Origin of the sequence: Candidatus Halobonum tyrrellensis G22, from assembly GCF_000495475.1 — an archaeon.
Taxonomy (GTDB): Archaea; Halobacteriota; Halobacteria; order Halobacteriales; family Haloferacaceae; genus Halobonum; species Halobonum tyrrellense.
This window is the reverse complement of record NZ_ASGZ01000064.1, coordinates 36895-55539: the sequence shown is the minus strand read 5'-3', so window position 1 is coordinate 55539 and position 18645 is coordinate 36895. Positions and strand designations below refer to the sequence as shown.

14 protein-coding genes are annotated in these 18645 nt (G+C 70.4%); 3 read left to right on the top strand and 11 right to left on the bottom strand.

Annotated features, from left to right (window positions below; all coding sequences use genetic code 11):
* The first annotated feature begins 35 nt into the window (after positions 1-35).
* Positions 36-1088 carry an SGNH/GDSL hydrolase family protein gene (locus K933_RS15760; RefSeq protein WP_023395749.1) on the top strand — a complete coding sequence of 351 codons (1053 nt, stop codon included), beginning with the start codon at positions 36-38 and terminating at the stop codon, positions 1086-1088.
* Positions 1089-1095: 7 nt separating this feature from the next.
* Here K933_RS15760 and K933_RS15755 read toward each other — a convergent pair whose 3' ends face one another.
* The gene (locus tag K933_RS15755; protein ID WP_023395748.1) at positions 1096-3903 is read right to left on the bottom strand and encodes a family 78 glycoside hydrolase catalytic domain; all 2808 of its coding nucleotides are present in this window, start codon (positions 3901-3903) and stop codon (positions 1096-1098) included.
* 173 nt (positions 3904-4076) lie between these two features.
* Between K933_RS15755 and K933_RS15750 the strand changes: the two genes are divergently transcribed.
* Positions 4077-5750 (top strand): glycoside hydrolase family 28 protein, encoded by a 1674-nt coding sequence (locus K933_RS15750; protein ID WP_023395747.1) that lies wholly within the window; start codon positions 4077-4079, stop codon positions 5748-5750.
* 57 nt (positions 5751-5807) lie between these two features.
* On the opposite strand, the gene K933_RS15745 is transcribed toward K933_RS15750, so the two are convergent.
* From K933_RS15745 to K933_RS15710, 8 genes are all read right to left on the bottom strand, one after another.
* A complete protein-coding gene (locus K933_RS15745; RefSeq protein ID WP_023395746.1) occupies positions 5808-6611 on the bottom strand; it encodes an SDR family NAD(P)-dependent oxidoreductase in 804 nt (267 codons plus the stop codon).
* A gap of 88 nt (positions 6612-6699) precedes the next feature.
* Positions 6700-6960, bottom strand: a complete 261-nt coding sequence (locus K933_RS15740; protein WP_023395745.1) for a hypothetical protein — start codon at positions 6958-6960, stop codon at positions 6700-6702.
* A gap of 106 nt (positions 6961-7066) precedes the next feature.
* The gene (locus K933_RS15735) at positions 7067-8188 is read right to left on the bottom strand and encodes an ABC transporter ATP-binding protein (protein ID WP_023395744.1); all 1122 of its coding nucleotides are present in this window, start codon (positions 8186-8188) and stop codon (positions 7067-7069) included.
* Positions 8181-9173, bottom strand: a complete 993-nt coding sequence (locus K933_RS15730) for an ABC transporter ATP-binding protein (RefSeq protein ID WP_394295683.1) — start codon at positions 9171-9173, stop codon at positions 8181-8183. Before K933_RS15730 ends, K933_RS15735 begins: the two co-directional genes overlap by 8 nt.
* A 112-nt stretch (positions 9174-9285) precedes the next feature.
* Positions 9286-10287, bottom strand: a complete 1002-nt coding sequence (locus tag K933_RS15725) for an ABC transporter permease (RefSeq protein ID WP_023395742.1) — start codon at positions 10285-10287, stop codon at positions 9286-9288.
* A complete protein-coding gene (locus K933_RS15720) occupies positions 10284-11303 on the bottom strand; it encodes an ABC transporter permease (RefSeq protein ID WP_023395741.1) in 1020 nt (339 codons plus the stop codon). Before K933_RS15720 ends, K933_RS15725 begins: the two co-directional genes overlap by 4 nt.
* Positions 11304-11364: 61 nt before the next feature.
* Positions 11365-13137, bottom strand: a complete 1773-nt coding sequence (locus K933_RS15715) for an ABC transporter substrate-binding protein (protein WP_235063458.1) — start codon at positions 13135-13137, stop codon at positions 11365-11367.
* A 168-nt stretch (positions 13138-13305) separates the two neighbouring features.
* The gene (locus K933_RS15710; RefSeq protein WP_023395739.1) at positions 13306-13530 is read right to left on the bottom strand and encodes a hypothetical protein; all 225 of its coding nucleotides are present in this window, start codon (positions 13528-13530) and stop codon (positions 13306-13308) included.
* A 102-nt stretch (positions 13531-13632) separates the two neighbouring features.
* Between K933_RS15710 and K933_RS15705 the strand changes: the two genes are divergently transcribed.
* Positions 13633-14823, top strand: a complete 1191-nt coding sequence (locus K933_RS15705) for an oligogalacturonate lyase family protein (protein WP_023395738.1) — start codon at positions 13633-13635, stop codon at positions 14821-14823.
* Positions 14824-14908: 85 nt separating this feature from the next.
* Here K933_RS15705 and K933_RS15700 read toward each other — a convergent pair whose 3' ends face one another.
* The gene (locus K933_RS15700; RefSeq protein WP_023395737.1) at positions 14909-16966 is read right to left on the bottom strand and encodes a right-handed parallel beta-helix repeat-containing protein; all 2058 of its coding nucleotides are present in this window, start codon (positions 16964-16966) and stop codon (positions 14909-14911) included.
* Between the two features lie 92 nt (positions 16967-17058).
* Positions 17059-18585, bottom strand: a complete 1527-nt coding sequence (locus tag K933_RS15695; protein ID WP_023395736.1) for a right-handed parallel beta-helix repeat-containing protein — start codon at positions 18583-18585, stop codon at positions 17059-17061.
* Positions 18586-18645 lie beyond the last annotated feature (60 nt).

The window sequence follows — 18645 nt, the reverse complement described above, 5'->3', positions numbered from 1 at the left end:
GGTGGCTACTTGCCGCGCCGCGCCGAGGCGTCGCCATGGACGACACCGACACCGCCGGCCCCGTCCGGCGCGACGGCATCGAGTTCCACAACGCCGCCGAACTCCGCGCGGTCGACGGCCACGAGGGCCGTCGCCTCCAGCGGGTGCCCGAATCGGTCCGGACCGACCTCAACGAGGGCGGGCAAGACCGGATGTGCCACCCCGCGGGGGTCGAACTCCGGTTCGTCCCCGACGGCCCGGTCGAACTCAGCCTCTCGACGCGGGCGTGTAACGGCGCTGAGTCGGGGACCGCGCGGGTGTTCTGGGGTCCGATCGAGAGCTACCGGACGTTCGAGGTGGGTCCCGACCCCGAGCCCGTGACGCTGGAGTTCCCCGAACAACTCGGCGACCTCCGCCCCGAGGAGACCGAGGGGCTGGCGTTCGACCCGCGGGTCTGTCGGGTCCGCCTCCCCGGCGAGCACCGCGGCGGGCACGTCTACTACCACGGCGTCTCGGGCGACCTGCGGCCGCCCCGCGCCGAGGAACTCCCCGACCGGACGTACCTCGCGTACGGCACCTCGATCACCGAAGGCGAGGCGGCCACCGCCGAACACCTGACGTACGTGAGCCAGACCGCCAGACGGCTCGACGCCGACCTCGTCAACCTCGGCTCCTGTGGCACCGCCTACTGCGACGAGGCGATGGCCGACCACGTCGCCGCCCGCGACGACTGGGACGTGGCGACGCTCGCGGTGTCGGTCAACATGGTCGGGACGTTCGACGTGGAGACGTTCCGCGAGCGGGCGGCGTACCTGGTCGAGACGGTGGCCGACGCCCACCCCGACGACCCGGTCGTCCCCATCACCATCTACCGGAGTTCCGACGACGTGCGCGCGGAGGGCGGCGACCCGGACCGCTGTGAGCGCTACCGGCGGGCGCTCCGCGAGGTGGTGGCCGAGGCGGACCGCGACAACGTCCACCTGCTCGAAGGGCAGGAGGTGCTCCCCGACATCGCCGGTCTCACGACCGACCTCGTCCACCCGGGCGACGACGCGATGACGCGGATGGCCGAGAACGTCGCCGCGGAACTCGACCCGCTGGTCGACTGATCCCGGCTCACTCGCGGGCGACGAACGCGTACTCGCCCGATCCGACCTCGACCTCGGCGCGTCCGTCGCTCGACCCGACCGCGTCGACGCCCTCGGGGAGCGACCGGGCACCGTCGTCGTCGGAGCTACCGGCGGCCGAGTCGGCGCCGGGGTCTACGGTCTCGCCGTTCACCGTCACCGCGGCGCCGTCGGCGGGGGGCAGCGAGACGGTCGCCGCCGCGTTCACCGGCACCGAGACGTCGAGTTCGAACGCCCCGTCGGCGCGCTCCCACGCGACCGACACCGGCCCGCGCTCGGTCGGGACGGTGCCGGACGCGGTTTCGAGCCCCTCGGCGGGCGGGGCGACCCGCACGCGCGCGCCGCCCGACTCCGCGACGCTCACCCCGAGGAGCGTGCGCTGTATCGACACGAGCACCGTCGCCCCCATCGCGTGCGACTCGCTGCGGTTGTGCCGCTCGTCGTCCGGCAGGTCGGGGTCGCGCGCCGCCCACGTCTCCCACGTGAACGTCCCGCCCTCCGCGAGGATGTCCGCCCAGCCGTCGTGGGTCGGGTCGGTCAGCAGGTCGACCATCGCCGCCGGCCGGTCGGCGGCGTCGAGCGCGCGGAGCAGCCACGGCACCATCATCGGGCCCATCGCCATCCCGTCTTCGACCACCCGGTCGGCGACGGCGTCGGCCGCGGCGTCGGGAGCGTGCCCGAGCGCGAGCGCCAGCGCGTTGGCGTGCTGGGAGGCGTGGTCGCTCGCTCCCGCGGCGTCGGCGCCGTCGACGTACCGCTCGCCGTCGCGCAGTCGGTCGTCGATGGCGGCGTCGATCCCGTCGGCGGCGTCGCGGTAGTACGCCCGCTCCGCCTCGGGCTGGCCGAGTTCGGCCGCCACGTCGGCCGCGCGTCGGAGCGCGTTCGCGCTCAGGAAGTTGACCGTCGTTCGCGCGGGCCACTCGCGGTCGTAGCCGTAGCGCATCTCGGCCGGCCAGTCGACGATACCCTCCTCGTAGGGGCCGCCCTCCCCGCCCGACAGCCGCGTGACCAGCCCCGTCTCGGGGTCGACGTGTCTGACGACGTAGTCGGCGATCGCCCGCACCACGGGGTAGGCGGCGACGAGCGTCGCGGGGTCGTCGGCGGTCCGGTAGTACTGCCACACCCACTCGGGGAAGGAGACGGTGAAGTCGGGGATGTCCCGCTTGCCGTCGCCGTTCGGGTAGACCGCGTTCAGCCGTCCCTCGCTCGCCCAGTAGCGGTAGTGCGACTCGACGAACTCGCGAACCGACGCGCGGCTCAGCCGGCGCTCGCCGAACGCGCGCGTCGTGACCCGCGAGACGTTGAGCGAGTCGGCGAGGAACTGCCCCTTCTCGCGGGTCGGCGTGTCGACGAACTGCTCTTGGGAGCCGTACAGCGCGGAGTGGCGCGCGAGTTCGAACACGTCGTCGACGCCGGGGTCGCTCGACTCGAACGTCGCCGCCCGCTCGTCGGGGACCGCGTTGTGCGACGCGACTAGCCCCACCTGCTCCTCGCTCAGTTCCTCCCCCGGCGCCTCGACCCGGAGGTAGCGGAACCCGAGGTAGTTGAACGGGCGGAACTCGCTCGCGCCGTCGGGCTGGACGTACGCGTAGCGCATGTCGGTCCACTGGGTGCCCTCGGTCGGGTCGACGTCGCCGTCGTCGTCCAGCCGGTAGCCCGCGCGCATCCGGACGCGGTGGCCGTCGGTTCCCGACGCGAACCGGACGACCGGGACGCCCGCGTACACCCGGCCGAAGTCGACCACGTACACGTCGCCGTCCGCGTCGGGCGAATCCAGCCGGGTGACCGACTCGGGGTCGACCGCCCGCCGGTCGACGTCGCGGACCTGCGCGACCAGTCGCTCCCACGGCTCGGTCGGGTGAGTCCCCACCGCCGCGGCGTCGGCCCACTCGCCGTCGTCGGCGTCGGCGTCGAACCCGGGTTCGTCCCACCCGTGCGGGACGCGCCGGCCGTCGATGCGCTCGACGGGTTCGGCTATCTCGTCGTTCCGGAGCGGCGCGTCGAGCCACGGTCCCTCGCGGACCCGCCACGAGTCGTCGGTGGTGACGACCCGTCGGCTCCCGTCGGCGAACTCCACGACCAGCCGGAGGAGGAACCCCGGCTCCGCGGCGGGACGGCCCTGCCCCTCGCCGTTCCACGTGTGGAGTGCGCCGACGACGTTCTCGCCCGCTCGGAGCGCGTCGCCCACCTCGACGGTCCGGTAGTACTGGGAGTCGGGGTAGTCGAACGCCTGCCCGCGGTCGACCGTCTCGCCGTTGACCGACAGCGTGTACTGGTGGCTCGCGGAGACGAACGCCCGCGCGCGCACCACCTCGCGTTCGGCGTCGCCGTCCGTACCGACGTTCGCGTCGGCGCCCGGCAGGTCGAACGACCGGCGGAAGTAGCTGAACTGGCCGCGCTCGAACGCGTTCTCCCCGGAGCGGCGTATCCACGCCGCCTCCCAGTCGTCGGCGTCGAGCGGTCCCGTTCCCCACCGGGCGGGGTCGCTCCACGGTCCCCACTCGCCCGCCTCGTCGCGGACCCGGACCTTCCAGTGGTACGTCGCCTCGGACTCCAGCGCGGGTCCGTCGTACTCGACGGCGGGCCGGGACCCCCGCCGTTCGACGGCCCACACGTCGCCCTCGTCGGCCGCGAGCGTCTCGGGCGTCGACGCGACGAGGAGGCGGAAACCGGTCTGTCGCGCGCCGCGCCGGTCGGCGTCGACCCGCCACCGCAGGTCCGGCGTCCGGGCGTCGATACCCGGGGGGTTCTCGGCGAACTCGGTCCGTAGACGGGCGGGCCGTAGCTGGTCGCTCATGTGGATATCCGTGCGTGGGTGTCCCGGGGCTAAAGCGTGCTCATCTCCGACGCGGACCGCTCGCTGCGGCGGCGGCGGTCGCCCGCCGACCCTTCGCCGTACCGGCTCGTCGCCCGCCGTGGCGGACGACCCCGACCGGAACAGCTAACGGCGGCGCGGTCGACGCTCCGCGTATGTCACCGCCGACGGAGAGCGTCGCCGTCACCGACTACACCGACCCCGCGGCTCCGACCGACACCGACGCGTTCCGGGCCGCGGTCGACGCCGTCGCCGACGCGGGCGGCGGCACCGTGACCGTCCCGGCCGGCGAGTACGAGACCGGCACCGTCCGCCTCCGCGACCACGTGACGCTCCGGCTGGCGGCGGGCGCGACGGTGTACGCCGCGCGCGACCCCGCCGAGTACACCGACGACCGACCGGGTCCGGAGGGGGAGCCGCCGTTCCTCCTCGCGGACGACTGCGCCGACGTGGCGGTGGTCGGCCGCGGGTGTATCGACGGCCGGAGCGCCGACTTCCTCGACATGGACGACCCCATCCGGGGCCACTCCGCCGAGAGCGACGCCCACCCGCTGGTCTCGAACGGCCCACACCGCGCGCGGCAGGGCGACGACTACCTCGACCGCTCGGCCGGGACGGACGAGTGGCCCGTCGCCAAGGGTGCGTTCCGCCCGGGACCGATGCTGCTGTTCGACGGCTGCGAGAACGTCCTCGTCGCGGACGTGACCCTCCGCGACATGCCCGCCTGGACCGTCGCGCTCGACGACTGCGACGGCGCCGCGGTTCGGGGCGTCACCGTCGACAACCACATGCGCGTGCCCAACTGCGACGGCGTCTCGGTGATGAACTCGGAGGACGTCCGGATAGCCGACTGCCGTATCTACTCGTGTGACGACTCGGTGACCGTCGGCGCCCGCGCGGGCGTCGACCGGCCCACCCGAGGGGTCGTCGTCACCAACTGCGTCCTCTCGTCGAGCGCCTGCGCGGTCAAGGTGGGGTCGGAGACGGCCGGCGACGTCTCCGATCTCTTGGTGTCGAACTGCGTCGTCCGCTCGTCCAACCGGGGACTCGGCGTCCAACACCGCGACGAGGGGTCCGTCGAGAACGTCCGCTTTTCGGACATCACGGTGGAGACGCGCCTCCGCCCGGGTCCGTGGTGGGGGAAGGCCGAACCGGTCTACGTCACGTCCGTCCCGCGCGACGAGGGCACCGACCTGGGGTCGGTCAGCGGCGTGCACTTTTCGGACGTCGTCGCCGACGCCGACAACGGCGGCGTCGTCTACGCCCACGAGACGGCCGACGTGCGCGACGTGCGCCTCGACGGCGTCCGCCTCCGGGTGGGGTCGAGTCCCCACGCCGACGCGGTCGGCGGCAACTTCGACCTCCAGCCGACGAGCGTCGTCCCGCCGGTGTGGGAGCGCGACATCCCCGCGCTCCACTGCGAGAACGTCTCTGACCTCGCGGTCCGCGACCTGACCGTCGAGTGGGGCGACGCGCCCGAACCGTACTACGCGGAGGGGCTCCGCTGTGTCGGCGTCGACGGTGTCGTGGTCGACGGGTTCGAGGGCCGCGGCGCGCACGCTCGTGCGTCCGGCGACGACACGGGAGGGGACCCCGACCCCGCGGTCGCGCTCCGGGCGACGACGGGCGCGACGGTCCGGAACGGCCGCGCCCGCCCCGGGACGGGGGCGTTCCTCGCCGTCTCCGACACCGACGACGACCGGCTGTTCGCGAACAACGACCTCGCGGAGGCGGCGGTCGGTATCGAGGGGGAACACGGGTTCACGACGCGGGGGAACCTCCCGCCGCGGGGGTCGAACCCGTCGGGCGACGCGGGCGAACGGGAGTGAGCGTCCGGCGGCCCGACGGCGGACGAGCGTCGGGACGGTCACGCGCCGGCGTCCGACTCAGAGGACCGCGTAGCCGCCGTCGACGTACAGCAGGTGACCCGTGACGTACGAGGCATCCTCGCAGGCGAGAAAGAGGTAGCTTCCCGCGACCTCCTCGGGGTCGGCCGCCCGCCCCATCGGGACGTCCTTGGTGAACTCGGGGGCGTCCCACCCCTCGACCGACTCGGGTGCCGACGCGTCGGCGTCGTCGCCGTCGCCGAGTCGGGTGTCGACCCGCCCGGGCGCGACGGCGTTGACCCGGATCTCCGACCCCGCGAGTTCGAGCGCCGCGACCCTGGTGAGCATCGCTATCGCGCCCTTGCTCGCGTCGTACGCCGCGTGGCCGACCTGCGCGTACCGCGAACTGATCGAGGCGGTGTTGACGATACAGCCCGGCTCCCCGCGGTCGAGCATGTCGCGTGCGGCCGCCCGACAGCCGGCGAACGCGCCGCGGACGTTGACCGCGTACAGGCGGTCGAACGCGTCCACGCCCGCCTCGACCAGCGGCGCGTGCCGGTAGACGCCCGCGTTGTTCACCATCACGTCGACGCCGCCGTACTCGCGGGCCGCCTCGACGACCGACTCCACCTCGGCGGGGTCGGAGACGTCGCAGTCGACGTAGTCGGCGGAGCCGCCGGCGTCGCGTATCGCCTCGTGGGTGGGGCGGTCCGCGTCCCGCGGTCGCTCGCGCACGTCCGCGACCACGACGTGTGCGCCCGCCTCGCCGAAGCGGCGCGCGACCGCCCGACCGATACCCGAACTCCCGCCGGTGACGACCGCGACCCGGTCGGTGAACTCGTACGTCGCCGACCCCGCGGTCACGGCCGGCCCTCGCGCGTCACGAAAGTCCCGCCGGGGGCGCGAATCGACCGCCCGCGCCCCTCCGGTCGGTCCGGCCGCCCGGACCGACTCACGTGCCCATTCGGTACCACACCTGAAACAGCGCGAATCCGACGACCGCGGCGCCGATGAGCGAGATGCCCCAGACGCCCACGATCGCCGCCATCGGTCCGGTGATCAGGAACATCCCGAGGAGGATCAAGAGGAGTCCGAACCCGACCGCACCCCAGAACAGTCGACTCTTCGGGAGGAGCGACGGCCCGCCCCCGCTCTCGGCGCGCGACCCGCCCCGCGGTGACTCGTCCTGCTGTGACTCGTTCGTGACTGCCATGATCGACCGGTCGTGTCGATCCCACATAGTTGTACCGTGCCGCGCGGAGCGAAGCGCCGGGCGGGGACCCCGACGTGTTGGAGGAGCGGGGACCGGCGGGAGAGCGTCAGTCGCCCGCTTCCGAGCCGACGGCGCCGGCGCCGGGACCGGCCTCGGTGTCGTCGTCGGTGATCTCGGGGCTGTCCCAGTACTCGTGGTCCGGGTCCGCCCGGAAGCACCGCGCCCGGTGCTCCTCCACCCCGATCTCGAACGGCGGCGGGTCCTCGCGGGTACAGACCTCGCGCGCCTCCGGACACCGGGTGTGGAACCGGCAGCCGTCGGGGAGGTTCGTCGGGTCCGGTACGTCGATCGTCCGGATGGGGAACTCCGTGTCGGGTTCCTCGCCGAACAGGTTGGGCGTCGCCCACTTGAGCGCCTTCGTGTACGGGTGGGTGGGGTCGTCGATGATCTCGTCGACCGTCCCGATCTCGACGATCTGCCCGAGGTACATCACCGCGATCCGCCCGCCCGCCTTCTCCGCGATGTACCGCGCGTTCGACAGGTCGTGGCTGATGAACAGGTACGACGTGTCGAACACGTCCTGCAGTTCGAGCATCAGGTCCATCATCTCGACGCGCAGCGAGACGTCGAGCGCGCTGATCGCCTCGTCGGCTAAGATTAGGTCGGGGTTGAGCAGCATCGCCCGCACCAGCACCACCCGCTGTTTCTCCCCGCCCGACAGTTGGTGGGGGTAGCGGTTGAGGTAGTCCTCAGCGGGCGACATCCCCACCCGTTCGAGCAGCGTGTACACCCGCTCTTCGCGCTGTTCGCGGCTGAGATCCGGGTTCCACCGCTTGATCGGCAGCATCAGCGACGTCATGACCCGCTGGTTCGGGTTGAGCGCGCTCCCGGGGTCCTGGTGGATGATCTGCAGCGAGCGGCGGATCTCCTCGAAGGGGACGTCGCCGTTGCCGTCCTTCGCCTCCCAGACGTCCTGCCCGCGGTACTTCACGCTCCCGCCCGTCGGGCGCTGTGCGCCGATCGCGGTCTTGCCGAGCGTGGACTTGCCGCAGCCCGACTCGCCGATCAGCGTGACGATCTCGCGTTCGCCGATGTCGAGGCTGACGTCGTCGACGGCGGTGACCACCTCCTCGTCGCCGAACAGGCCGAGGGGGCCGCCGGAGTCGGAGAACTCGACGGTCACGTCCTCCAGCGAGACGACGGGGGTGGTCGGGTCGGGCTTACTCATCCGTCCCACCTCCCCGACCGCTGTTCGCGTCGCCGCGGAGCGGGATCGCCTCCGCCGCCTGCTCGTAGTGGTAGCAGGCGACCTCGTGGCCCGACTCGACGGTGAACATCGACGGCTCCTCCGACCGACAGTCGTCGTCCGCGAGCGGACACCGCGGGTGGTACGAACAGCCCCGGATCGACTCGACGGGGTCGGGTTTGCTCCCCTCGATGGCGTGCATCTCGTCGACCGCAACGTTGAGGTCGGGCGTCGCCGCCAGCAGCGCCCGCGTGTACGGGTGGGAGGCGTTGTACAGTATCTCGTCGGTGCTGCCCGTCTCGATCATGTTGAACGCGTACATGACGGTGATGCGGTCGGCGAGTTTGGTCAAGAGCGGGAGGTCGTGCGTGATGAACACGAGCGTCAGGTCGTACTCCGCCTGCAGTTCGCGCAGCAGCGAGACGATGGAGCGCTGCATCAGTAAGTCGAGCGCGGCCGTCGGCTCGTCCATCACCAGCACCTCGGGTTCGAGGATCAGCGACAGCGCGATGAGCGCGCGCTGTTTCATCCCGCCCGACAGTTCGTGCGGGTACGAGTCGAGCACCCGGTCGGGGTCGAGGTACAGACTCTCCAAGAGGTCGCGCGCGCGGTCCATCCCCGCGGGGATGTTGCGCTCGTGGTCCTGGAGCGTCTCGCGGAAGTGGGTCCTCACCTTGGTGACGGGGTTGAACGACGACATCGCCCCCTGGAACACCATCGCGACCTCCTCCCAGCGGAACCGGTTCAGCTCCGACTCCGAGAGGTCGAGCACCGACACCGGGTCGCCCCCGTCGGGCGGGTAGTAGGTCACGTCGCCCGTCGTGACGCCGGGTTCGACCACGGCGTTGAGCAGCGAGGAGGCGAGCATCGACTTGCCCGACCCCGACTCGCCGACGATTCCGAGCGTCTCCTCGCGGTAGATGTCGATGTCGGCGTCGCGGACCACCCGCGAGCGGCCGCGGCTCATCTCGAAGGCGACGTCGAGGCCGCGGACCTCGAACACCGTATCGCGGCGGTCGTTCGGGGCGTCCGCGGCGTCCGGGGCGGCGCCGACCGACCGGCGGGCGTCTCCGGACATCTCACTCCTCCCCCGTCGCTTCGTCGCCGGTGGTGGTCGCGTGCCGCGCCCGCAGGCGGACGTTGAACACGCTGTCCATCCCCTGTGAGAGCAGTACCAGACCGAACGCCATCAGGATGATCGTGAGCATGGGGAACACGAGCCAGTGGAGCAGTTGCGGGTCGGTGAGCGCGCCGCCCTGGTAGGCGAGGTTCATCAGGACGCCCCAGTTGAAGCTGGTGAACGGGAGGATCCCGAGGAAGTACAGCCCCACCGACTCGAAGATGATCCGGCGGGAGGCGAGCGCGGAGTTGACCGTGATGTACGGCATGAGTTGACCGATGATGTCGCGCCGCAGGATGGTGCTCGTCGGGAGCCCCATGATCTGCGACGCCTCGACGTACGAGTCCTCGCGGATCGACAGCACCTGCGAGCGGACCGTGCGTGCGAGACCGGGCCAGTTGTCCAGTCCGAGGAGGACGCCGACGACGTACGGGCTCTCGGGCTGGAAGATCGCGATCAGGACGATCACGAGCGGCAGCCCCGGGATCGTGATGATCACGTCGGTCACCGCCATCAGGACGGTGTCGACGATGTTGCCGCGCATGAACCCCGAGAGGACGCCGACGAGGGCGGCGAGGCCGATGCTCACGACCGCACCAGCGAAGATCATCTTGAGCATCCCGGGCGTGGCGTGGATCAACTGCGCGCCGATCGGCCGCCCGAGCGTGTCCGTCCCGAGGATGTAGCTGAGGTCTTGGAACGGTTGGACGAGGATCGGCGCGTCACCGCTGATCGGCTGTTCGACCAGCCACACGCCGACGGTGCCGACGAGCAGGAACGCGCCGACGATCAACATCCCGACCAGCGCGCGCCAGTCGTGGATGGCGACGCGAGCGGGCGCGGCGACGTACAGGTCGAAGCTCCGCTTCAACTGCACGCGCCGGGGAGTCGGTTCGTGGTCGACGTCGGTGTCGAACAGTTCCTCGAGGTCGACGGGGTCGTCGGTAGTTCGGTTGCTCATGCGTCGTCACCTCCGGCGGAGATCCGCGGGTCGATGAACCCGTACGTCAGGTCGGCGACGAGGATGCCGACGATCGTCACGGTGGTGAAGATGATCAGCCCGCCCATCAACAGCGGGTAGTCGCGCACCTGGATCGCCTGGTACAACAGCAGCCCCACGCCGGGGTAGGAGAATATCTGTTCGACGATGACCGAACTGCTGAGCACGCCCGCGATGCCGATCATGAACTGGGTGTACATCGGGAGGATCGCGTTCCGGCCGACGTACTGGGTGGCGATCCGCGAACTGCGCAGTCCGCGGAGTTCGGCGACCCGGAGGTAGTCCTCGCCGAGGACGCGCACTGAGTTACCACGCATCGTGAGCGCGCCGCCCAACCCCAGGATGCTCATCGAGAAGACGGGCAGTGCGGCGTGGTAGGCGATGCTCCAGAGGTACTCGGGGGAGAACCCGGGGGTGAGCGACGACGCCGCTCGCCCGCCGTAGGGGAACCATCCCCAGCGGATCGCGACGAACAGGATCAGGACGACGCCGACGATGTAGTACGGGATCGAGTTGAGGACGATCATCAGCACCGACGAGACGGAGTCGAACCGCGACTTCTCCTTGAACGCCATCAGCGCGCCGATGAAGATGCTCCCGGCGTAGCCGATCACGAGCGCGTAGACGCTGATGAACATCGACCACGGCACCCGCTGGAAGATGAGCGCGGTCACGTCCTCGTTCTGGTAGATGGAGCGGCCGAGGTCCTGTTCGAACAGGAGGCTCGCCCAGTACTGGAAGTACTGGACGTACAGCGGCGCGTCGGGTTCGAGGTTGGTGTAGAGGTTGACCAGCCGGTTGATCCGTTCGAGGTCGACCGTCCCGGCGCTGGTCGACTGCTGAGAGAGGATCATGTTCTTGAGTGCCTCGACGGGCCCACCGGGCATCGCCTGGTAGAGGAAGAACGACAGCGAAACCGTGACGAAGAACGTGAACACGGCCTGTCCGACCCGTTTCGTGGCGTAGTTCGTTGACATTGTTTTTGGTGTAGTATCCTCAGTTCGTACTAAAAATCATCGGTGAGTCGCGGCCGTGCGACTACTCGGTCTGACCCGAGATCCACCCCTTCATCCACGCGACGCGGCCGGGGTAGTTGGTGTCGAGTTTCTTGTCGTCGCCGGGGAAGGTGAAGTGGGCCGAGTCGCCCGCGTAGCCCGTGTTCTCCTGCATGTAGACGATCGCCGGGAGGTCGTAGTTGAACCACTGCGAGAGCGTCCGGGTGCGCTCGACGACCTGGTCTTGGGAGGTCGAGGAGGGGAGTTCGTTCATCAGCTCCGCGGGGTTGAACTCGACGCCCGACCCGGACACCTCCTTCGCACCGACCTCCTCGGGGATGGTGACCGTGTCGGGGACGCCCGTCGGTCCCGGACCGTCCGACCCGACGTCGTCGGCCTTGACGCCGTAGAAGTCGTTCGAGAAGTACGCGACCGGGTGCCACAGCGCGCGGGCGACGTGCCACACCCACCCCATGTCGAAGTCCCACTCCTGGAGTTTGGTGTAGTAGTTCTCGCCCACAGCGTTCACGTTCGTCTCGATGCCGAACGTGTTCAACTGGTCGCTCATCACCTGCGTGGGCTGGGCCTGGCCGGTCTGCGTCCGCGTCAGGATGTCGAGGCTGACCGTCTCGCCGTCGGGGCTGGTCCAGGTGCCGTTCTGCTGGGAGTAGCCCGCCTGCTCCATGTAGCTCGCGGCCGTCTCCGTGTCCGTCTCGACGGGGTAGTCGATGAGTTGGTCGACGAAGTCGCTCCCGAGGTACTGGTCGTGGATCGACGACCGGAGTCCGGTCTGGACCTGCGTCGGCTCGGCGATGTAGCGCCGTGCGGCCGCGGTGATCGACGGGAGGTCGATCGCCGAGATGATCGCCCGCCGCACCGAGCGGTTGGCGAGGTGGGGGTTGGTCCAGTTGAGGATGAACTTCTGGGTCCGGAACCACTTGATCTGCTGTTGGTTCTGGAGGTCCTCGGGGTACTGCTGGCGTTGCCGCTCGCGGATCCACGACACCCGGTCGAGTTCGTTGTTGGTCGCCAGCGACTCGGTGTTGTCGCCCACCGGGATGATCCGCGTCTCGGGGACGTTCGTCCGGTCGGCGTACGGGTGGTCCTCGTACTTCGAGGCGAGCGTCTCGGCCGACCCGAAGCTGTCGATCTGGTAGAGCCCGTTACCCAGCCCCTCGTCGACGAACTGCTCGACGGGGACGGTCATCTGGAGGAGTTCCTCCGTGACCGCGGAGCGGTCCTCCGACCCGGACGCCTCCTGGTACCGGGTGAGGTAGTCGTTGTAGATCCACCGCGGGGTGATCTGGTACTTACCGACCATCGCCGCCTTCATCAGGTTGGGCGTGACGTCGGCCTTGAACGTGAGCGTCACCGTGCTGTCGTCGGTGAGTTCGACGCTCTCGAACTGCGACGCCTCGGGGTCCTGGAAGCGTTCGATCTCCATCTGGACGTAGAAGTCCTCGGCCGTGAGGTCGCGGCCGTTCCAGAACGTCCAGCCGTCCGGGAACGTCAAGGCGAGTTCGTTCCCGTCGGCGGTCATGTCCTCGAGGTAGTCCGACGCGATGGTCCCGTCGGCGTACGCCGACGCGATCGGGGTCGTCCAGTAGATGTGGTAGGTGTGTCCGAAGTTCGCGAGGTTCCACGGGTTCATCTGGACGTCGGTCGGGGTACGACCGCCGACGAAGTCGAACCGGGGTTCGACCAGCGAGCCACCGTCGCTCCCGCCGTCCTCCGACCCCGTCCCGGTCGTGCCCGTCGAGTCGGACCCGCCGCCCATCGTGGACTGTTCTCCCGACGAGTCGTCGCCGTTGCTCACGGACGCGCAACCCGCCAGTATCGTCGCCAAGCCGCCTGCTCCGGCCCCGACGAACGCTCGTCGGTTCCAGTACCTGTTACTGTCACTCATTGCCGCTACCTGGGTGTACACGTACACACGTATATACCTATTGTATCCTTTATTAGGGGAACGATCGTCGGGGTTGACCTACTCCGCCCGCCGCCCGCAGACGACCATCCCGCCGCCCGACAGGACGAGGACGACGCCGAACGAGACGAGTTGGACGACCGCGAGGACGTACCCGCCCGACCCGGGGTCGACGTACACGAGCGACGCGAGGAGGACCACGATGGAGAGCACGGAGATCATGAAGAGGTAGCGGAGGTGTCTCCGGAAGTCGCACAGCACGTCCACGAACGACACGTCGGCCATGGGTACGCCGAGACGCTCCTCCCTCACAAGTGTTGCTACGTGTCGGGGAGCGCCGCGCGCGGGGCGAGCGCTTTTTCCGCTCGCTCGCGGATGGGACGGTAGATGCCCCCCGAGACCCAGCAGGGACCCGACGCCGGGCGCGAGCGGCCGTCCGAGTCCGAGCGGTACGACGACCCCGAGACGGGAGCGCGCGTGACGCGTCTCACCGCCGGTCCCGGGGAGGACAGCCACCTCTACTTCACCGAACCGGGCTGGTACGACGGCGGCCGACGGCTGCTGTTCCTGTCGGACCGCGGCGACGGGACGCTCGACCTCCACTCGGCCGACCTCCGGACGGGGACGCTCACGCAGGTGACCGACCTCCCCGGCCGCGTCTCGGGCGTGACGCGGTGCGCCTCCGAGCCGGTCGCGTACGTCTGGCACGACGACCGCCTCTGCTCGGTCGACCTGGAGACGCTGACGGTGACCGCGCTGTACGACCTCCCCGACGGCTACGGCGGGAGCCACCTCGCGGCGACCGCCGACGGCGACCGGGTCGTGACCGCGCTGTCGGCGACCGACGCGGAACTCGGGGTCGACCGCGGCGACGGCGACCGCGAGGACTGGATCGAACGCCGGATGGCGGCCGGCCCCCACTCGCAGGTGGTGTCGGTGCCGACCGACGGCGGCGACCCGACCGTCCACGTCGACGACGACCGGTGGCTCAACCACGTCAACGCCTCGCCGACCCGACCCGACCTCGTCACCTACTGCGAGGAGGGACCGTGGGAGCAGGTGGACCGGGTGTGGGCGCTCGATCTCTCGACCGACGAGACGTGGCGCGTCCGCCCGACCGGGCCGGACGAGGCGGTCGGCCACGAGTACTGGCTGGCCGACGGCGAGACCGTCGGCTACCACGGCTGGCGCGGCACCCGCGACGACCCGGACGCGTTCTTCGGGCAGGTGCGGTACGACGACACCGACCGCCGGGAGGCGCCCGCGCCGGACATCTACACCCACTTCCACAGCAACACCCGCGAGTTGGTCGTCGGCGACGGCACGTACGTCGACCGCGGCGTACCGTACCTCCTGCTGTGGGCGTGGGACGAGAGCGAGAACGCGTACGACACTCCCCGGAAACTCGCCGGCCACGGGTGGGCGGGTGACGACGACGCCCACCCCCACTCGCGGCTGAGTCCCGACGGGTCGACCGTCGTCTTCGACAGTGCCCGCGGCGGCGACGGGAGCGACGTCTACCTCGTCGACGTGCCCGCGGACCTCGACGCGCTTCCGCGCGCCGACGAACTCGACTGACCCCGGCGGCCCCGAGGGGTCCCGCACTCCGGCGGGTCCGCGCGACCGGCGGCCGGCAGGGTCGAACCGTGACCCCCGGCGCGGCTCACTCCCCGCTCGGCAGGTCGAGGGAGATGGTGTGCTCGCCCGGTCCGTACGTCTCGGTCGTCGCCCCGAGGAGTTCCTGTTCGTCGGCGGTGTCCGCCGAGAACTCCTCGCCGGGCAGCGAGTAGGTGGCGAGCGAGAGCGTCACCTCCTCGCAGTCGTCGGCGACGGTGAACGTGACCGAGGCGGTGCCGTCGTCGTGTTCGCGGATGTGACCGTAGTCGAGACAGTCCCGTAGTTCCGCGCTCGGCCACGCGGTGTCCTTCTCCGTGATGCCCTCCTCGACCGACCCGAACGCGAACCGCATCAGCCGGTCCTGCTCGGCGTACAGCCCCTCCTCGCCGAGTTCCTCGATGGGTTCGCCCGCCACGAAGTCCACCTGGTAGAACCGCGCGGGCACCTCCAGCGTCCCGGGCGCGCCCGCGTCGCTCCGGTCGACGACGTACGACACCTCGACCGGCGCGCCGGGGTCGGTCCGCCACTCGAAGTGGAGGTCCCACGCGCCCGCGTCGCCGTCCCACGCGAAGTAGTGGTCCCACGCGTAGTTCGCGTCGGGCGCGTCGACGGGTTCCGCGCGGACCTCCGGCGAGACCCCCGGCAGGTCGCTCACGCCCGCGACCCGCGCGGCGGGCGACCGACCGGGGCGGAGCGTCACGCTCCCGTCGGCGACGCCCGCGCCGACGTTGTCGCGGACGACCGTCGAGTCGGCGAACACCGCGAGGGCGGCTTCCGTCCCCGCGCCGCGGAGGTCGTTGTTCACGAACCGGTTGTGGTTCGTGCGGGGGCCGGTCTCGCGGATGCCGTACGCCTGCTGTGGCTCCTCGCGGTCGTCGGTCACGCGGAGGTTGCTGATCGAGACGCCCTCCGCGGGGATCTGCTCGCCGTCGTCGCGCGTGTCGACCCGGACGCCGTCGCCGCCGGAGTTCTTGACGACGCCGCCCTCGATGGCGAAGTTCCGGCAGTTCTGGACGAGAACGCCGTTCTCGGCGCCGACGACGTTCACCTCGCCGATGGTCACGTCGTAACACTCCGAGACGCCGAAGATACCGCGGGCGCCGCCCCGGCTCACCACCTCGCCGACCGTCACGTCGTGTGTGCCGTTGGCCACGCGGAACGTCGCGTAGCCCGCGGGAACCCCGGGTTCGCGCCCGACGACGCTGTTGACCGTCGCGTCGGTCGTGTCGTTGAGCAGGACGACACAGCCGTCGGGGTTGACGCCGGTCACCTGGTCGACTTGGATCCGGTCGACGCCGTACGTCTCGAACGCGTGGTGGCCGCCCTCCTCGACGTACACTTGGTCGACCTGCACGTCGGTCGTCCGCCCGGTCTCGCCGAAGTCGTCGATCCTGACTACGGTGTTCGACAGCGCGTCCTCGGCGTGTCGGATCGAGACGTCGCCGAGGCGGACGTTCGAACAGCTCTGGATCCACACGCAGAAGTTGGGGTAGCCGGTGACGGTGAGGCTGGGTAGCTCGACCGAGTCGGCGTCCGTCGCCCGGACCACCACCGCGCTCTCCTCGTCGGGTTCCCCCTCGACGTGGATGCCCGCGGGTACGTCGAGCGTCGTGTAACTCGGGAGCTGAATCGGGAAGTCGGCGTCCTGCCCGACCGTCGCGGGCGAGGCGACCAGCACCCGCTCGTTCGAGGTCCGCCCCTCCGAGAGGCTGTCGACCGCCGCCTGGATCACGGCGATGGGGTCTGAGCCGCTGGCGACCGGGCCGTCCCGGCCGTCAGCGTAGAACGTCCCCTCGACGTCGCTCCAGACCACTACGTCGGCGTCCCGTGCGGACGCGTACACGCGGTCCGCCTCGACGGCGCCGAGGTCCCACAGGTCGTGACCGTTCGCGTCGACGTCGCCGCTCCACGTCGTCTCGACGTTCCCGGTCGCGCCGTCGTCGGTCGTGGTCCCGTTCGCCTCGGCGGTCCCGGGCGCGCCGGACACTCGCCCGCTCGCTAACCCGGCGGCGCCGAGCAACGCCAGCGTCGACCGGCGCGTGAGTCCCGACCGGTCGTCGCCGTCGCGTCCGCTCCGCGGCTCGCGGCTGTCGCTTGGTGGCATGCTCCTGTACTCTTCGAGCGAATATACATAATAATTGTGTAGGTGGGAGCCGGCCGACCGAACGCGACGACGGGCCGACCGGCCGCGCCCGCTCAGCGAACCTTGTCGACCACGTAGTCGAGTTCGAGGTCGGTGCCGGGGTCGACCCGCCACTCGAAGACGAGGTCCCACGCGCCCGCGTCGGCGTCCCACTCGTAGAACGTCTCCCAGGCGTAACTCGCGTCGGGCGCGTCCGTCGGCTCCGCGCGCGTCTCGAACGCCGACTGCTCGAACTCCTCCAGTTCGTCGACGCTACCGGGGATGGTGCGGTCGTCGAACTCGGATATCCCCTCGACGCGGGCGGCCGGCGACGCGCCCGTCGTCAGCGTCGTCGTCCCGTCGGCGAAGCCGCCGCCGACGTTGCCGCGGACGACCGTCGAGTTCGAGAAGACGCCGATCAGCCCGTCGGTGCCGCCGCCGCGGACGTCGTTGTTCACGAACCGGTTGTGGTTACAGGCGGGCCCGGTTTCGAGGATGGCCCACGTCTGGGCGGGGTCGTCGCGGTCGTCGACCACGCGGAGGTTGCTGATCGAGACGCCCTCCGCGGGGATCTGCTCGCCGTCGTTCCGGGAGTCGACGCGGACCGCGTCGGCGTCGGTGTTCTTGACGACGCCGCCCTCAACGGTGAAGTTCTGGCAGTTCTGGATCAAGATCCCCTGGTCCCGCGCGCCGACGACGTTCACCTCGCCGATGGTCACGTCGTAACACTCCGAGACGCCGAAGATACCGCGGGCGCCGCCCCGGCTCACCACCTCCCCGACGGTCACGTCGTGGGCGCCGTTGGCCACGCGGAACGTCGCGTAGCCCGGCGGGACGCCCGGCTCCCGCCCGACGACGCTGTTGACCGTGGCGTCGGTCGTGTCGTTGAGCAGGACGACACAGCTCGCCGGGTCGACCCCGATCACCTGGTCGATCTGGATCCGGTCGACGCCGTACGTCTCGACGCCGTGGTGGCCGTTCCCCTCGACGTACACCTGGTCGATCTGTACGTCGGTCGTCCGCGGGGCGTCCCCGCGGCCGTCGATCCGGATGCCGTCGCCGGTCACGCCGACCAGGTTCACGTCGCCGATCCGGAGGTTCGAACAGCTCGTAAAGCGCATCCCGCCGGCGGGTCCCTCGACGGAGAGCGACTCGACGGTCACGTGTTCGGCGCCGGTCGCCTGCACGACGAGCGGCGCCCCCTCGGTGCCGGTGAGCGTGACCGGCGCGTCGAGCGTCGTGTAGCTCGGCAGGTCGAGCGGTTCGTCCGCCGCGGTCACCTCGCCGGGCGAGGCGACGAGTACTTTCTCGGCCGAGCTCCGCCCCTCCGAGAGGCTGTCGACCGCCGCCTGCGCGACGGGGAGCACGCGCTCGCCCTCGGCGACCGGGCCGTCGCGGCCGTCCGCGTAGAACGTGCCGTCGTCGTCCTTCCACACCACCACGTCCGCCTCGCGGGCGGCCGTGTACACCCGGTCGACCTCGACCGCCCCGAGGTTCCCGAGCGCGTGACCGTTCGCGTCGACGTCGCCCGACCACGTCCTCTCGGCGCTCGCTTCGTCCGCCTGTACGTCCCGCCGGCTGCGGCTGTCACTGTCGGCCATACATCAGTATCGTCAGAAAGAGGCACTATAATAATTATGTAATAGTATAGATGGATCAGC

Excerpts from the sequence above, each read along its gene's own strand:
- K933_RS15760 (WP_023395749.1), top strand. The coding sequence starts at position 36 with ATGGACGACACCGACACCGCCGGCCCCGTCCGGCGCGACGGCATCGAG.
- K933_RS15755 (WP_023395748.1), bottom strand. The coding sequence starts at position 3,903 with ATGAGCGACCAGCTACGGCCCGCCCGTCTACGGACCGAGTTCGCCGAG.
- K933_RS15750 (WP_023395747.1), top strand. The coding sequence starts at position 4,077 with ATGTCACCGCCGACGGAGAGCGTCGCCGTCACCGACTACACCGACCCC.
- K933_RS15740 (WP_023395745.1), bottom strand. The coding sequence starts at position 6,960 with ATGGCAGTCACGAACGAGTCACAGCAGGACGAGTCACCGCGGGGCGGG.
- K933_RS15735 (WP_023395744.1), bottom strand. The coding sequence starts at position 8,188 with ATGAGTAAGCCCGACCCGACCACCCCCGTCGTCTCGCTGGAGGACGTG.
- K933_RS15730 (WP_394295683.1), bottom strand. The coding sequence starts at position 9,173 with ATGAGCCGCGGCCGCTCGCGGGTGGTCCGCGACGCCGACATCGACATC.
- K933_RS15725 (WP_023395742.1), bottom strand. The coding sequence starts at position 10,287 with ATGAGCAACCGAACTACCGACGACCCCGTCGACCTCGAGGAACTGTTC.
- K933_RS15720 (WP_023395741.1), bottom strand. The coding sequence starts at position 11,303 with ATGTCAACGAACTACGCCACGAAACGGGTCGGACAGGCCGTGTTCACG.
- K933_RS15710 (WP_023395739.1), bottom strand. The coding sequence starts at position 13,530 with ATGGCCGACGTGTCGTTCGTGGACGTGCTGTGCGACTTCCGGAGACAC.
- K933_RS15705 (WP_023395738.1), top strand. The coding sequence starts at position 13,633 with ATGCCCCCCGAGACCCAGCAGGGACCCGACGCCGGGCGCGAGCGGCCG.
- K933_RS15700 (WP_023395737.1), bottom strand. The coding sequence starts at position 16,966 with ATGCCACCAAGCGACAGCCGCGAGCCGCGGAGCGGACGCGACGGCGAC.
- K933_RS15695 (WP_023395736.1), bottom strand. The coding sequence starts at position 18,585 with ATGGCCGACAGTGACAGCCGCAGCCGGCGGGACGTACAGGCGGACGAA.